Raw genomic sequence first — 15,393 nt, 5'->3', positions numbered from 1 at the left:
ACTCTTTTTTTATTATTTGGTTTAAGGAGAGATAACGCTTTACGCCATAAAGTAATTATGTGAAAGGGATAATGTAACCCTTTAAAACATCTGCTTCAGCTGTTTGCTTTTCTTGTTGCATAAATTTTTCGAATAGCTTTTGACTGATATTTGCTTTTTTATATAAAAATTCAGGCTCAACTTGCAAGTTATTAAGTAGGCTTTCAGGTGTCAGTACTTTTTTGGTAAAAAGCATATTCAATAAGCTATTGATTTTTACTGGCTTAGGTAATTTGATTTCTGCATCTAACGGTTCTCTTTTTTTATAACCCTTTTTATTAATTAATGACCAAAAGTAACGATATTGCGTATCTGAAATGAGACCTAAATAATAAGCACGCATCGCCATCGCTTGAATAGAAACATACCATCGTTCTTTTAACATCACGAAATGATCAGGATTTGATTTTTTTTTAACTTGATTAAAAGACGCGATAAATTGCTTTTCGGGTAATAAAAATTCAGCCGCAAAAATATCTGCTTCTTTTTCGATACGTTGAAAATCTTCGTGTGACAACATATCAAATTCAATTTGACGATGAAGTAACAAATGACCTAACTCATGCGCTAAATCAAAATGTCTTCGTACAGCAACACCCTTGTTATTAGACAAAATAATAAATGGTACTTGATATTTTGACCAAAAACTATACGCGTCGGCATCATCAGTTAAATCTTTTTCATAAATGTAAACCCCAAACTTTTCTAATGCTAATAACAGCTGATGGTTCGATTGGTCACCGAGTATCATTTTCCGCGCGTCATTTGCTATCAATTGAATACGCACTCTTGCATCGATATTCTGTGAAAAATAACGGTCAATCTTACTTACTAAAGTTAATATCGGAAGATGAGGTTGCTTCACATATGCCGATAAATGACTAGTCAATTGCGCATAAAAGTTTGCTTGTGCATGGTTCTGACTTAAAATTTTCGTGCTTGTCCTTTGATTTTTAGACCGAAAAGCAATCGAGTGCGTATCAACTGCCGTTATACTAAATAATTCTTGTTTTGGTGAGAAGAAGAACTTTGTTTTTACATTGAATTTTTGCGCCAAAGTATATATTTTGTTGATTTCAGGCATCATGCTTTGTTCTTCATACTGCCAAACTGCTTGTTCTGAAACTTGTAATACGTCTGCTAATGATTTACGACTGTATCCTTCAATCATTCTTAACGCTTTAAGGTTCTCACCTTTAAACATAATATTTCACGCTTCCTTTAATTATAAATCACTTTCTTTGATTTCTTCAATTTCAAACCCAAACACTTCTGTATCTATCCATTCTACATCTTCTCGGTCTTGTTTTAAAACTTCAATTTCCTCTTCATTGATTTGATAGTGTTCATCATTTTTTATAACATCATTCATTTCTTCTGTTAAATTTAAAAATTCGATAGCACTATAAGTCATTGGATTTGGTATCCAAACCTTTACTTCTTTTAACATTTTTGATTGGTGATCAACATCATAAGTAATCATAATAAATTTGATTTTGTCGCTTGAGTCATTGTTTATCATATCGAAAAGCATTTTATCTGCATTAAGTTGATGGTTAACATGTAATGATTGGTTTAGCTTTTCAAAATCAACACCGCGGTTCAACTCTATTAATTCAGTCAAATATTTCTTTTCTGGAGGTTCACCACCATTATGAATCAATCTTCTACCCTTATTGACTTTATCCTTATTAAAAGTTCTACCACTTACTACTACAAAATGAAAAATCTTTTCGTGATGTTTGTCGGTCGGGCTAAATAATAAAAACCTCCATGAAGGTCCTGCACTACGTCTTGTATTTTCCACAAAATTCTCGGTATGAAGCGCAACGTGGTGATCAATATAATTCGCTTTAGTAAATGCATAACCATTACTTACTTTTAATTTTTTATGCGCTTCATTTCTTACTTCTACATATTCCTTATAGCCTGCGACAATTCCTTTTACAATAGATAGCTTCAATTGATGATTAAATTGTGACATAAAATCAACGCCTAATCGATAACTAACTTAATCATAATCGAGGTTTTTTGTAAAATCAATAAAATATTTAAAGTAAAGTAATTAAAACAATGACAACTTTAAAGTTTGGTGAAAGAATATCATTATTGTTGCTCATTAAAACTAACTAGATTTGTAATATATAATCATAACTTCCCCCACGAAAACGAACTGTTTCAAACTGATGAACGTTCTGTGTCTTTTATGTGAATTTATTCACAATATAACTGAAAATGCGTTGAATAATCATTTTGAAAGCATATAATATAGTTATAAATCATGTAAATTTAATATAAATTTTTCGCACTATTATTGACTTAATTTATAGAATAGTGCGAAAATAAAGATAGATATCCTGGGGAGGAATGTTAAAATGAAAGCACTTGTTTATCGTGGTCCTGGAAAAAAAGAATGGATCGAAGTTGAAAAGCCACAATTGCAAAAGCCAACAGACGTTATTGTTAAAGTAGTGAAGACAACAATTTGCGGAACTGACTTACACATTTTAAAAGGTGACGTCCCTGCTGTAACTGATGGTCGTATTTTAGGGCACGAAGGTGTAGGGATTGTTGAAGAAGTGGGCGATTCAGTAACACAATTTAAAAAAGGAGACAAAGTGATTATTTCAGCGGTGACAGCTTGTGGATCATGTTACTACTGTAAAAAGCAACTTTATGCGCACTGTGAAGATGGTGGCTGGATTTTAGGTCACTTGATTGATGGTACGCAAGCTGAATATGTGCGTATTCCACATGCAGACAACAGTTTACACCGTGTGCCAGATGGTGCGAATGATGAAGCGCTTGTTATGCTGAGTGATATCTTACCAACAAGTTTTGAAATTGGTACATTAAGCGCGAACGTTAACCCTGGTGACACTGTTGCGATTGTAGGTGCAGGTCCAATCGGTTTGGCTGCTGTTCTCACTGCACAATTCTACTCACCTGCTGAGATTATTATGATTGACCTTGATGACAATCGTTTACAAGCTGCTAAAGATTTAGGTGCAACAGCTTCTATCAACAGTAGTAGCGAAAATGTCCTCGAACGCATTCATGAATTAACTGGTGGACGTGGTGTCGATGTCGCAATGGAAGCAGTGGGAATTCCAGCAACATTCGAATTATGTCAAAAAATTATTAGCCCTGGTGCCCGTATTGCTAACATTGGTGTTCACGGTACAAAGGTTGATTTACACCTTGAAGAATTATGGATTAAAAATATCTCTATAACAACAGGTCTTGTAAGTGGATACTCTACACCACTCTTACTAAAAACTGTAGAGTCGGGTAAAGTGCAACCTGAAAAGCTTATTACGCACCACTTCGAAATGGATGACATGTTAGAAGCCTATGAAGTGTTTGGCAATGCCGCTCAAGAAGGTACATTAAAAGTGATTATTTCTAACGACAAATAGACTGACATTCTTTTACATTCAAAATAAAAAGAGTAAGGACATGCACTTCATGTGTCGTCTTTACTCTTTTCATTTTCAACCACTTCAACTGTGCCGGTAGTGTTCGGGTAGACATCCCGCACACTGCCTTTACCCCTCTCGATAAAATCGGCTCACTTTCCATAAATAACCGAATGTATTGTAAGCAAACAATACAATCATGAACAAAATACCTAAAAACTGATTGATACCTGTCACTAAAGAAAAGAATGAGAGCAATACAACACCGATGATAATGAGTGATAAATTCATATGATACACCTTGTAGAGTGACACTACAGTAATATGACGCTCCCCTTCATCCATCATTTCAAAAGTTTTTTCCGTATATTTTGCCTCCCCCATTTTTGGAAAGCGACGATCAAACTTTCTTTGGAAAAAACCGACCATGATTGCTGGGATAATCGTAAAAAGAAATGGGATCAATACTGTTATTAATGCCTTATCCCCTTGATTCCCTAACGCTAGGATGAAAAAGTAAACAAAACTAATGAAATATTGTACGTAAACGATGATACTGACTTTTAAAAATTTCATATTCGCTTGGTTTTCTAGTGTATCAGTTTCCTCAATTTCTGTCTGATGATCTACGCGAGACTTCAGTTTTAATGCTGCTTTTTGTGTTTGATATTGCCATAATGTCAGCCCAATGATACATAGCGTGACGATGACACATGATATCACCATAAATTGTTGATCCATAAAATCGATGTGCTCAATGAGATGTTGAAAGTCTATCCCACTTATCAATAATGAAACGAAAACACCGACGATACCGCCAAGAAGTACAAACGATAAATAACGCCATACTTTCATAGATCTTCCTCCTCTATGATAAAGACATTCTCTACCGGTTCTCCAAATATACGCGCAATTTTAATCGACGTGAGTATCGAAGGTGTAAATCCATTGCGTTCGATTAATGAGACCGTTTGACGTGAAATGCCTGCCTTTTTCGCGAGTTGTGTCTGGTTGTAGCCGTCACGTGCCCGCAGCTCCTTCAACCTATTTTTCATGCCTTCAACTCCTTACTTCATTCAATATATATGCTATTAGTCATTTTGACAAGTATGTTAGTCAAAGAAGAAACAATAGCATCTATTTTTACGTCCAATTCTCCTTATTTTTCGAGAGTTTAATCATCATTAATCGATATAAGTCCATAATAATGAAAGAAACTGGGAAAACTTAATGTCCCAGTCTCTTATCACTATTAAAATGACGTCAAACATACTACACGATGAACTGTTTTCTTTATTACAAATGGATGCAATCGCTCATCTCGATATCCAATAACCGATATCTTGCAAGTAATTACTCGCTTTTGTTGCTTCTTCAAGGAGCGTTTCTTGCATCACATCCAATCCTTTATGTTCTAAGCGACTGACTGGCCCTGAAATACTCATCGAAGCCTGAATAACGCCTGATTCATCTCTAATCGATGTCGCTATACACATCAAACCGTATTCATATTCTTCACGATCGACCACGATATCTTGGTGAGGCCGCGTCGCCATATCATATTTAAAAGCTTTAGCCGTTGTCACCGTATGAATCGTACGTGATGTCGCCGTCTTAAAATAAGTTTCCAACGCCTCATCTGAAAATGTATTTAAAAACCATTTTCCCATCCCTGAACAATGCAACATTGATGTAGGACCGAGTTGTGCTTGTAATGTATACTGTTCCCCATATTCCGTGTGCAAAATACACACTTCTTGATTGACCAATATGCCCAAATTAATCGCTTCTCCGGTTTTTTCCACCAGCCGACGCATAAACGGCTTGAGATGGTGAATCAATGAGTCCGTTTGCTTCATATGATTTTGATATTTTAACATTTTATAACCGAGGTAATAATTTTCATCTTTATCTTGCGCAACGACATTCAAATCCACTAAAGTTCTTAAATGACGATAAATGGTACTTTTCGGTAACATCGTCAATCGCGCCATCTCACTGACTCCCATTTTTTGATGTTGAGACAATATATCTAAAATTTCAAATGTTTGAATGACAGTTTTAATAGGCGTATATTCGGCCACATCGATTCCCCACCTTTTCTGTGATTTCATTTAGAAGAACAGTTTCACAAATACGATAACAAACGGTAATGCAATGAAAGTGCGTTGTAAGAAAATAATAACAATGTGCGAAAACTTTTGAAGCGCATTCGCTGATGTGAGCAACGTTGCAATTTCGGATAAAAAGATCAACTGCAAAATACTCATCATCGCAATCACGACTTTACTTGTTGACTCTGTTAAATTCGCACCTAAAATGACAGGTAAATAGTTATCCGCAAAGCCTGACATAATTGCACTCGCTGTGACAGCCGCTTCCGGTATGCCTGCGAATTGTAAAATCCATTGAACTGGGTAAGACACCCAAGCAAGTAAAGGCGTATAAACGGAAATCGCAAGTGCTAATGTTCCCCAACAAACAATGATGGGCATTAACCAAACAACATAGAACATCATATTGTCTTTTTTACTAATAAAATTGTGTGCTGTCACTTTCGCTGCACGTTCAGTCGCTTGTGTCGTCGCTATTTTAAGTTTAGATAGTTGCGTTGCTGTTTGGACTTCTTTTAATGGTGTCCCGTCAACATAAACATCTGGATAACGAGAAATAGGCGGAATACGTACACAGATAAATGCAACAATCATGCCAATCACTGTAATCCCTAAGAAAATCATGCCGAAATCATCGACAACACCGAGCACACTACACACGAGAACGACCCAACCAATACTTGATGTCGAAAATTGACTACCGAGAATCGCTGTCTCTTTCACTGTATAATACCCTTTTTCAAACAATTCCTTAGAAGCCAGTATCGCCGCATTCCCCGGTCCGACCCAAGCACTAATTGCACTGACTGCACAGATTTCAGAGATTTTAAAGACCGGCTTAATTAAAAATCCTATGAGTTCACCGATAAATTCCATCGCACCAAATTCTAAAATGAGTGTTTGGAAAAGCAACATAATCGGAACAATGACAGATAGTTGAACGGCTAAATTTACCATCGTCATCCCTGTCTCTTCCGAAGTTAAAAACAATGGTCCAACTTGAAATAAACACATTAAAGTAATCAACGTACCGAGTATCCGGTTTACCGTATAAAATGGTGTTGTCGAAAAAAGAGGTTTCAGCGTCGTGTTGTTACGAATCCAATCCGGCTGCCAAATTTGGTCAATCACGGCCATTACTGCACTAATACAAAAAACAAGCGCAATCAACCAAGTGATCGGTCCTTGAAACGTTGAAACAAAGGTCTTTATGACGTGAAATAAAATTGTATCGACACCACTCGCAAAAGAAAATGGAATGAGTACAATGATAATCCCTAAAAGTGTCGCAACAATAAATTTAATCAAGTTTTTCATATCTACTTTGTCAGTTGTCGGTTGTTGTAAATTATTTTTCATCATCAAAACTTCCTTGTCATTGGTCTTTACTTCATTACAAAGTCAATTGTTGAATATAGTCATGCATCACTGCGCACGAAGCGTTCAATTGTGCTTCCTCTTCTGCATTCAGTAATTCAGGAAGCATTTGTTCAACCCCTTGTTCACTCACAATACTTGGTAGACTAATATAAACTGTCAAACCCGTTGATGTTGTATATAAATTCGACACTGGTAATATACGTCGTTCTGGGCTTAGCAGTGCTTCTACCAAACATTGAATTGCATTCGCTACACAATAACAATTCGGTCCTTTCATTTTCCATACATCAAAAGCTGTATCTTTCACACGTTGTGCCATCGTTTCTTTGAAGTCATCTGGTAACATCATATTTTGAGATGCGGCAAATGCCTCTAACGGCAGACCACCGATACGGACATGACGCCATAAGACGACTTGCGAATCACCATGTTCCCCGACAACAGTCGCTTCAATACTTTTTGGACTCACGTTAAAGTAGTCACTCAACAAATATTTCAGACGTGACGTATCGAGCAATGTGCCTAAACCAATGACATCTGAAGGTGCCTTGCCACTGATTTGATAAGTCGTATACGCTAAAATATCGACCGGATTGCTCACTGTTACGATTTTGGCATTCGGACTATACGCTGTCATTTTCGGCACAATTTCTTTTAAAATATCTGCATTTTTCTGCAGTGGAATCAGGCGAGACTCCCCTACTTTTTCCGGTACGCCAATCGTAATAATAATGACATCCGAACCTTGTGTCGCTTCATATTCTCCTGCAATGACACGTTTCGCTTGTGATACACCGACACCATGCATCATATCTAACGCTTGCCCTTGAGCCCGGTCCCGATCCACATCGACCAACACAACCTCCTTTACCCATGGCGTTTCAGATAACAAATACGCAGCAGTCGAACCTACTGCACCCGCACCAATAATACTCACTTTGCTCATATCATTTCACCCTTTCAAAATGGAACGTGTTTCATTTTTCGATTTAAGCATACCCCAAACTTCATGACGAAACAATAATTTTGTGAAATAAATCACAAATATGTCACAACTTAAAAAATAAGCCGGTGCGATCGCCTAAGTTACGTATTCATGAGACTTTTGGGGAGACAAAAGTAGTTGAATTTCGCTGTAAATGAAAGAGGTGTGGATACTGTATATCCAAAAATGAACATATCCGTTTAAATGATGATATAGGAAAGTGATAACTGTGCATCAAGACAAATTGAGTTGAGACATCAGTCCTTGAGAAAGAGAAAAAGCGTCAAAGCAATCTATTTATCATCAATCCAAAACATTTGTGTTCAAAATACACAAAAAAGGTGCCCTATCAGCATTTACACAAACACTGATACAGCACCTACTATCATTCACACTAACTGTTATAAAACAGTGAATACTCTTTGACCTTTCTCAACTTCCTTAACGTCTTCTACTTCAATTTGACGCTCTCCTAAGTTTGTCACAATCATCGGCGTCACAATACTTGGCGCATGTTGTTGCAGATATTCTAAATCCACTTTCATCAACAATTGACCTTCCGCCACTTCATCGCCGACTTTAACGAAACTTTCAAAGCCTTCTCCATTTAATTTCACTGTATCAATACCGATATGGATCAGCAATTCTACCCCGTCTGTTGATTCAATACCAATCGCATGTTTTGTTGGGAATAAGGCTTTCACTTTACCATGGAATGGCGCGACAATTTCAGACTGACGTGGGATAAAGCCCACACCGTCACCCATCATACCGCCTGAAAAGACTTGATCAGGCACTTCTGATAACGGTATCACTTCTCCGTCACATGGCGCAACAATCGTCACACTTCTCGAACCATCAATATGCACAGCTTCATCTTCCTCAGAGACCGTCGTTTGACTTGGACTCGTAATTTCACCTTTCATAATGAGTGCCATGTCATGCTTAATTTGATCAGATTTCGGTCCAAAAATGGCTTGCATGTTGTTGCCGACTTCAAGCACACCTGCGGCACCTAATTCTTTCAATGCGTTCACATCAACTTTTGCTTTGTCCAAAACTTCGACACGGAGACGCGTAATACATGCATCTAAATGTTTCACGTTGTCTTTACCACCCATCGCATCAAGCACATCAAATGGTAAGCGCTCAACTGACGTATCTCTCGTCTCTGCAACTTCATCTTCACGACCAGGCGTTTTTAAATTCATATGCTTGATGACAAAAGTAAATAAGAAGTAGTAAATGATAGCGTAAACAATACCTACTGGAATCACGTATAAGGCATGGGTGCGATCCCAATTCAGTAAACCATATAAAATATAATCAATAAAACCACCTGAGAATGTCATTCCAATCTTAACATCTAATAAATGCATGACTAAGAAAGATGTCCCTGCTAACAATACGTGTAATACGTATAAAATCGGTGCAACAAATAAGAATGAGAACTCTAATGGTTCTGTAATACCTGTTAAAAATGATGTTAATGCCGCGGATAACATCAAACCACCAACAATCTTTTTACGCTCTGGTCGCGCTTGTCGATAAATCGCATATGCTGCCGCTGGTAAACCAAACATCATGAATGGATATTTACCTGTTGTGAAAGCACCGGCTGTAAATTCGACGCCATCTTTCATTTGTGCCATCCAAATACGTTGATCTCCTCGAACCACTTCACCAGCTTGATTCACGTATGAGCCAAATTCAAACCAAAATGGCGCATAGAAAATGTGATGTAAACCAAATGGAATCAACGAACGTTCAATAATTCCAAAAATAAATGTCGTTAATACAAGGTTTTTGTTTAATAAGAAGTTTGATAAATCATTAAGGCCTTCTTGAATCGGTGGCCAAACAAATGCCAACACAACCCCCGTAACAATCGCAACCAATGATGTCACAATCGGTACAAAACGTTTACCAGCAAAAAAACCTAAAAACTGTGGTAATGTAATGTTATAAAATTTGTTGTAACACCATGCTGCTAACGCCCCCATAATGATACCGCCGAATACACCTGTTTGTAATGTTGGGATACCTAGTATCAAGGCATGCTGTGGTAACTTATTCGCTTGACTTAATGTTTTTGCGCCATCAGCAAAAGAAAAGATTTGATCGATACTAATATGCATTACTTTACCTATCGTTGCATTCATAATTAAGTAACCGACCAATGCTGCTAATGCTGCGACACCATCACCGCCTGCTAAACCTAATGCTGTCCCCACTGCAAAAAGTAAAGGTAAATTATCGAATACCACTTGACCTGCTGATTCCATAATTGTAGAAAGAATGACAAATACTTCATGCTTCAACCATGGTGCCAAGGATACGAGTTGCTCATTGTGCATGGCATTACCTAGTGCAAGTAAAATTCCGGCAGCCGGCAAAATGGCAACCGGAAGCATTAACGCCTTCCCTACTCTTTGTAACTGTCCAAAAAAAAGTTTAAAAATCATTAAAACACCCCTTTAAAATCATTGAGTCATATAAAAAGGCATGAGCAAATAAAACCGTTATAAAACAGTTTCTTTTTGCTCATGCCTGATTATCAGTAACACGCTTTATATCGAATTAACTTTATTGTATTACATTGAAGTTTGCAATACAATGTTTTTTTTAATATTTATAAACATAGCTTTAAAGCTCACTTCTATATGCAATAAAATCCTTGCAACCTCCTTGCAAAATCACTTTCTTTGACGAATCGTACTCACTTCTTCAAAATAGTAGTGTAACTATCGCAAGACATATTTTAATGTTAAAAATCTTTTTGCTTTACAAAATACGAACCTTTTGGTATATTTTTTATATCATATAACTAATTAAAAATATTTTACACGGAGGGTCTTTCTATGACTAACCTTAAATTCGATCCAGTACACAGTAATTTGGAGTTTTCAATCCGCCACTTAATGGTTTCAAAAGTTAAAGGAACATTTCACGATTACACAGTTGACGTGACAGGAGATATTAATGACTTAAGCTCATTACAATCTGTTGTAACAATTAATGTCAACTCAATCGACACAAAAAATGCTGATCGTGATAACCATTTAAAAACAGCGGATTTCTTTAATGCGGAATCTCACCAACAAATCGTTTTCAAATCTAAAAAAGTAACAGAAAACAAAGTTACTGGTGATTTGACAATTGCCGGTCAAACAAACGAAGAAACATTCGATTTTGAAAACCTTGGTGTGAGCAACAACCCACTTACAGGCGGAAAAGTTACTGGTTTCACAGCATCAGGTACAATTGACCGTGAAAAATACGGTATGAACTTCAACCAAGCTTTAGAAACAGGTGGCGTTATGCTTGGTAAAGACGTTAAATTCGAATTCCACGGTGAGTTTTCTATTGAAGATTAATAAAACTCAGATTTCGCTAAGACAATACCATCTTAGTTAAACAAATATCCGAGATGTTCGTCATTCATAATGATGTACTATCTCGGATTTTTTGATGATTTTATTGAAGTACAAAAATACTTCAACATAATAAAGACGATAGCTTATGGTGTTTCGCCCACTTGCTATCGTCGTATCCATGTACTACTATATGATGTTATGCACACGCCCCATTTTTATCGTTTGATACACGTGTATGTCATCATCTACAATCACAAGATCCGCATCCTTGCCTACAGCGATACTGCCCTTATGGTCATCAATCCGCAATGCTTTCGCTTGATTCAAGCTAGTTACTGGCCATAATGTTTCTAAACTTTCTCCCGTAAATTGAATCAAATTGCGTAAACCCTCATTCATTTTCAAGACACTACCAGCTAACGAACCCGATTCCAAGTGCGCCTCGTGATCTTTCACAATCACTTTTTGGCCTCCTAATTCATAGTCACCCTCAGGCATTCCTTTTGCACGCATCGCATCCGTAATCAGGTACATTTTTTCTGGTCCTTTATGTTGATACGCAATTGCGACTGATTGAGGATGTGCATGGACACCATCGACAATGACTTCTGTACTTAATCGGTCGTTTGTCCAAGCTGCACCAAACATACCTGGATTTCTATGATGGAAACCGACACCCGCATTGTATAGGTGTGTGACGTGTTTGACACCCTCTGCTGCTGCTGTGTTCGCTTGATCAAAATCGACTTCAGTATGACCCATTGAAAAGATAAACTCATCTTTTAACGTTTGAATGACTTCACTTGCACCTTCAACTTCGGGTGCAATTGTCACAATTTTAATGAGTCCTTTAGCTTTCTCTTGAAAATGTCTCAACAATTCCACTGTGGGTCTTTGGATAAATGCTGGATTTTGTGCTCCGATTTTGTGCTCAGAAATGAATGGTCCCTCTAAATGCACACCACCTACTTCGGCAGCATTGGTCACATCCTGTTTCTGATGATAAACACTAATATTGTGTAATGCCTTTTCAATCGCTTCTTGAGACTGTGTCATTGTCGTCGCTAAAAAGGTCGTTGTGCCTTCTATTAATAGATGTTCCGCTAAATATTTCAAGCCATCGTATGAGCCGTCCATCGCATCTTCACCATAACCACCGTGGATGTGCACGTCAATGAAACCGGGTAAGATGTGACGTCCTTTTGCATCTACAACTTCTAAGTCCCCAGTATACACACCCGTTTCAATTGCTTTAATTTTACCTTCTTCCACTATAAGGTAACCGTCTGAAATCACACCGTCTTCTGTATAAATGACGCCATTTATAATTACATATGTCATAGTATACCTTCTTTACTGTAATTTGATTGTTTTATTCATCATCATCGTCATCGTCTTGATTTAACAGCGCGTTGATGTGAATGATACCTTCTTGCGCTTTTTGCACATAGTCAGGCTGTTCACCAATCATTTTACCATTAATATAGCTTATCACCATTGGTAAACTCATCCCTACATAAAGATTTAAGTCTGACCCATTCATGATTTTTTTAGAAACGGTATTCGCTGGTGTACCGCCTAATAAATCTGCAAAAACTGTCACTTGATCGCCTTCATCAATGAGTGCGTCTAATGCTTTTTCAAAATCTTCAGGCCCCATTTCTGGTGTCAATGCCGCAGTATGAATGTAATCTTGAGGCCCAAGAATCATTTCTACACTGTCTTTAAGCCCTTCACAAAAAGCGCCGTGACTCACAAGGATTAACTTTTCCATAGTCCAAATGCTCCCATCGAATTAAATTTTTGAAATAACACCCAACGCTGACAAAATAATTGAAACGATAATCACAATAAAGATTGCACGTGTTGAGTTCATTTTTTTACGTCCTAATAACCAGTAAATGGCAAATACAATAATCAAAGGTAGTAATCTTGGTAAAATCATGTCGGCATTGTTTTGGATGTTGACTGTTAAATCACCAATTTGTGGTTTCCAAGCAAATTGCACACGAATCATCGTAGCGACGAGTGCACCGACCATGAATACCCCGAGCAATGTTGCTGCATTCGTTAATGATTCTAAGCGGTGTTGCATCGTTGTCACAAGTGAAATCCCTTCTTTGTAAGCGAATTTCAACTGTTTCCATCTGAATACGATGATAGCTAGCATTGCGACAAACCAAAGCAATGCACCGAATGGATTACCGTCTTGCGCCATGTTTGCTGCAATGGCACCGAAAATTGTAGGAACTAATGAACCGAAAATCGCATCCCCTACAGCCGCAAATGGTCCCATTAAACCGACTTTAATCCCTTTGACAGATTCTTTTGATGCATAGCGTTCTTTTTCTTCCATCGCAATATCAATACCCATAATAATCGTGTTAAAGAAGTTACTTGTATTGAAGAATTGCGCATGTGTTCGCATCATTTCTTGTAATTCAGGTGAATCGTCACCATAAATTTTACGTAATTGTGGAAGGATCGTGAATAAATAACCAGACCCTTGCATACGCTCGTAGTTCCAACCCCATTGGAAGAACAATAAGCTACGTATGTTCATTTGTCTAAAGTCTTTATCAGTCAGTTTATAAGGTGTTTGCGGCATTGCACCTGTTAACTTTGAATTTGCATCAGCGTTTTGAGAAATTTGTGTTTCCGTTTGATTATAATTCGTCATCGTCAATCTCTCCTTCATCATCCGCATCTGTTGCTTGGTTTTCTCCATGATTTGCAGCTATTGTTTTAGATTGTGAGCTTCGACTGTATTCCATTGCCGCTAAAGCAAAACCAATCGCTGCAATCGCTAACATTGGTAATGATGAGAACGACATTGTAAAGTTTTTGTCTAAACCTGCAACTGATGTCCCTATACCTGATAAACCGTTAAAGACTGTCACCATTAATGCTGTAATGATAAAACCTAAAATAAAGTAAGGATAATGTTTTTTCAAAGGTAAGTAACGTAACAAAATAGCGAAACCGACTGCTGGTAATACCGCACCTGCCACTGTTAAACCGTCACCTAACCATTTTAAATCACCGTTCAAGTAGTCAACGATTTTACCTACCACGCTACCACCGAATACAAGTGCTAAAAATACTGGAATCGCACGAGATAATGCCCATGGAATCGCACCGTATAAGTAGTTACGTTCAATACCTTTGTAATCCATTTGTTCAATTTTTTTATCAATACGATGTGCAAAGAATGTGTTTGTGAAACGTGCTAAAATATCTGTTTGAATCATTAAGCTCGCTACAGGTACAGCAAGTGTCGCAAGCGCTTGTTGTGGATTCATTCCGAGTGCTACTGAGAATGCAACCGCTAATACCGTACCAGAGTTTGCATCGATTCTTGATGCACCACCAAATGTACCTACCCCTAGAATTGTTAACTGCATCCCTCCGCCGATAATTAAACCAGTAGTAACATCGCCCATGATTAAACCTGATATAATCCCTGCAAATACAGGATGTCCGAAAATATTAAATTGCAAATCATCTAAAATTTGATAACCTGCGTACAGCGTTAAGAGCAATACTTGCCACCATAAAATATCCAATAGAAACGCCTCCTGATAGTTCTATTCTTTGATTAATGACATAAAGTCAACTGATTTATCGTTTGGTACCATTTGTGAGATAATGTTGACGCCTTTTTCTTGTAATAATTTGAAATTGTTTACATCTTCGTCAGTAATGTTGATTGAGTTCGTCACTGAACGTGTTTCATTTGTTTGTGACATGTTACCTACATTCAATTCTTCAATTTTCACACCATTGTTCACAAGTTCAACAAATCGGTCAGGGCGTTTTGCGATAACCATCACACGTTGTGAATCATATTTACCGTTGTTGATGTTGTTAGCTGCTTTTTCAACTGGTAATACACTTAATTTAATTCCTGCTGGTGTCGCAAGTTTTAATGCTTGTTTGTCGATATCACTTTGAGCGACTTCATTATCAATAACGATGAATCGTCCAATGTTTAATTTTGTTGCCCATAAGTTTGCCACTTGTCCGTGAATTAATCTCCCATCGATTCTGCTTCCGATAATTGCCATAATAAATCCTCT

At 37.5% G+C, this 15,393-nt stretch carries 15 protein-coding genes; 2 read left to right on the top strand and 13 right to left on the bottom strand.

Annotated features, from left to right (window positions below):
• Positions 1–55: 55 nt before the first annotated feature.
• A complete protein-coding gene (locus P3U61_RS00580) occupies positions 56–1,243 on the bottom strand; it encodes a spr1629 family repressor/antitoxin (protein ID WP_101457730.1) in 1,188 nt (395 codons plus the stop codon).
• Between the two features lie 21 nt (positions 1,244–1,264).
• Positions 1,265–2,023, bottom strand: coding sequence for a spr1630 family ClpXP-sensitive toxin (locus tag P3U61_RS00575; protein ID WP_110161757.1), 759 nt, complete (start codon positions 2,021–2,023; stop codon positions 1,265–1,267).
• A gap of 391 nt (positions 2,024–2,414) precedes the next feature.
• Between P3U61_RS00575 and P3U61_RS00570 the strand changes: the two genes are divergently transcribed.
• A complete protein-coding gene (locus tag P3U61_RS00570; RefSeq protein WP_014612773.1) occupies positions 2,415–3,458 on the top strand; it encodes a zinc-dependent alcohol dehydrogenase family protein in 1,044 nt (347 codons plus the stop codon).
• A gap of 129 nt (positions 3,459–3,587) precedes the next feature.
• Here P3U61_RS00570 and P3U61_RS00565 read toward each other — a convergent pair whose 3' ends face one another.
• The 6 genes from P3U61_RS00565 to ptsG form a co-directional block, all read right to left on the bottom strand.
• Positions 3,588–4,313, bottom strand: coding sequence for a DUF3169 family protein (locus tag P3U61_RS00565; protein ID WP_015729771.1), 726 nt, complete (start codon positions 4,311–4,313; stop codon positions 3,588–3,590).
• Positions 4,310–4,513 carry a helix-turn-helix transcriptional regulator gene (locus tag P3U61_RS00560; RefSeq protein WP_015729772.1) on the bottom strand — a complete coding sequence of 68 codons (204 nt, stop codon included), beginning with the start codon at positions 4,511–4,513 and terminating at the stop codon, positions 4,310–4,312. The genes P3U61_RS00565 and P3U61_RS00560 overlap by 4 nt, the downstream gene beginning before the upstream one ends.
• A 261-nt stretch (positions 4,514–4,774) precedes the next feature.
• Positions 4,775–5,542 (bottom strand): IclR family transcriptional regulator, encoded by a 768-nt coding sequence (locus P3U61_RS00555; protein WP_014612770.1) that lies wholly within the window; start codon positions 5,540–5,542, stop codon positions 4,775–4,777.
• A 30-nt stretch (positions 5,543–5,572) separates the two neighbouring features.
• The gene (locus tag P3U61_RS00550) at positions 5,573–6,931 is read right to left on the bottom strand and encodes a YjiH family protein (RefSeq protein WP_172635609.1); all 1,359 of its coding nucleotides are present in this window, start codon (positions 6,929–6,931) and stop codon (positions 5,573–5,575) included.
• Between the two features lie 34 nt (positions 6,932–6,965).
• The gene (locus P3U61_RS00545; RefSeq protein WP_014612768.1) at positions 6,966–7,898 is read right to left on the bottom strand and encodes a lactate/malate family dehydrogenase; all 933 of its coding nucleotides are present in this window, start codon (positions 7,896–7,898) and stop codon (positions 6,966–6,968) included.
• Positions 7,899–8,338: 440 nt separating this feature from the next.
• The gene (gene ptsG / locus P3U61_RS00540; RefSeq protein ID WP_096538175.1) at positions 8,339–10,399 is read right to left on the bottom strand and encodes a glucose-specific PTS transporter subunit IIBC; all 2,061 of its coding nucleotides are present in this window, start codon (positions 10,397–10,399) and stop codon (positions 8,339–8,341) included.
• A gap of 399 nt (positions 10,400–10,798) precedes the next feature.
• On the opposite strand from ptsG, the gene P3U61_RS00535 reads away from it, so the two are divergent.
• Positions 10,799–11,314, top strand: a complete 516-nt coding sequence (locus P3U61_RS00535; RefSeq protein WP_014612766.1) for a YceI family protein — start codon at positions 10,799–10,801, stop codon at positions 11,312–11,314.
• A 186-nt stretch (positions 11,315–11,500) separates the two neighbouring features.
• Here the strand turns inward: P3U61_RS00535 and nagA are convergent, their stop codons facing one another.
• Genes nagA through P3U61_RS00510 form a run of 5 tightly spaced genes read right to left on the bottom strand, consistent with a single transcriptional unit; the run spans position 11,501 to position 15,381 of the window.
• The gene (gene nagA, locus P3U61_RS00530; RefSeq protein WP_020219970.1) at positions 11,501–12,655 is read right to left on the bottom strand and encodes an N-acetylglucosamine-6-phosphate deacetylase; all 1,155 of its coding nucleotides are present in this window, start codon (positions 12,653–12,655) and stop codon (positions 11,501–11,503) included.
• Positions 12,656–12,686: 31 nt separating this feature from the next.
• Positions 12,687–13,088: a PTS sugar transporter subunit IIA gene (locus P3U61_RS00525; RefSeq protein ID WP_014612764.1), complete on the bottom strand. Its 402-nt coding sequence runs from the start codon at positions 13,086–13,088 to the stop codon at positions 12,687–12,689.
• Positions 13,089–13,109: 21 nt separating this feature from the next.
• Positions 13,110–13,994, bottom strand: a complete 885-nt coding sequence (locus P3U61_RS00520) for a PTS system mannose/fructose/sorbose family transporter subunit IID (protein ID WP_014612763.1) — start codon at positions 13,992–13,994, stop codon at positions 13,110–13,112.
• Entirely contained in the window at positions 13,981–14,880 is a 900-nt protein-coding gene (locus P3U61_RS00515) for a PTS mannose/fructose/sorbose/N-acetylgalactosamine transporter subunit IIC (protein WP_096636756.1), read from the bottom strand. Before P3U61_RS00515 ends, P3U61_RS00520 begins: the two co-directional genes overlap by 14 nt.
• A 21-nt stretch (positions 14,881–14,901) precedes the next feature.
• Positions 14,902–15,381: a PTS sugar transporter subunit IIB gene (locus P3U61_RS00510; RefSeq protein WP_014612761.1), complete on the bottom strand. Its 480-nt coding sequence runs from the start codon at positions 15,379–15,381 to the stop codon at positions 14,902–14,904.
• Between the last annotated feature and the right edge of the window lie 12 nt (positions 15,382–15,393).

Origin of the sequence: Staphylococcus pseudintermedius, assembly GCF_034042775.1 — a bacterium.
GTDB lineage: Bacteria > Bacillota > Bacilli > Staphylococcales > Staphylococcaceae > Staphylococcus > Staphylococcus pseudintermedius.
Note: the sequence above shows the minus strand (reverse complement) of the source record. Positions and strands in the feature narration are given on the sequence as shown.

Bases quoted from the DNA above. Each gene is read 5' to 3' on its own strand.
- P3U61_RS00580 (WP_101457730.1), bottom strand. From the start codon at position 1,243: ATGTTTAAAGGTGAGAACCTTAAAGCGTTAAGAATGATTGAAGGATAC.
- P3U61_RS00575 (WP_110161757.1), bottom strand. From the start codon at position 2,023: ATGTCACAATTTAATCATCAATTGAAGCTATCTATTGTAAAAGGAATT.
- P3U61_RS00570 (WP_014612773.1), top strand. From the start codon at position 2,415: ATGAAAGCACTTGTTTATCGTGGTCCTGGAAAAAAAGAATGGATCGAA.
- P3U61_RS00565 (WP_015729771.1), bottom strand. From the start codon at position 4,313: ATGAAAGTATGGCGTTATTTATCGTTTGTACTTCTTGGCGGTATCGTC.
- P3U61_RS00560 (WP_015729772.1), bottom strand. From the start codon at position 4,513: ATGAAAAATAGGTTGAAGGAGCTGCGGGCACGTGACGGCTACAACCAG.
- P3U61_RS00550 (WP_172635609.1), bottom strand. From the start codon at position 6,931: ATGAAAAATAATTTACAACAACCGACAACTGACAAAGTAGATATGAAA.
- P3U61_RS00545 (WP_014612768.1), bottom strand. From the start codon at position 7,898: ATGAGCAAAGTGAGTATTATTGGTGCGGGTGCAGTAGGTTCGACTGCT.
- P3U61_RS00535 (WP_014612766.1), top strand. From the start codon at position 10,799: ATGACTAACCTTAAATTCGATCCAGTACACAGTAATTTGGAGTTTTCA.
- nagA (WP_020219970.1), bottom strand. From the start codon at position 12,655: ATGACATATGTAATTATAAATGGCGTCATTTATACAGAAGACGGTGTG.
- P3U61_RS00525 (WP_014612764.1), bottom strand. From the start codon at position 13,088: ATGGAAAAGTTAATCCTTGTGAGTCACGGCGCTTTTTGTGAAGGGCTT.
- P3U61_RS00520 (WP_014612763.1), bottom strand. From the start codon at position 13,994: ATGACGAATTATAATCAAACGGAAACACAAATTTCTCAAAACGCTGAT.
- P3U61_RS00510 (WP_014612761.1), bottom strand. From the start codon at position 15,381: ATGGCAATTATCGGAAGCAGAATCGATGGGAGATTAATTCACGGACAA.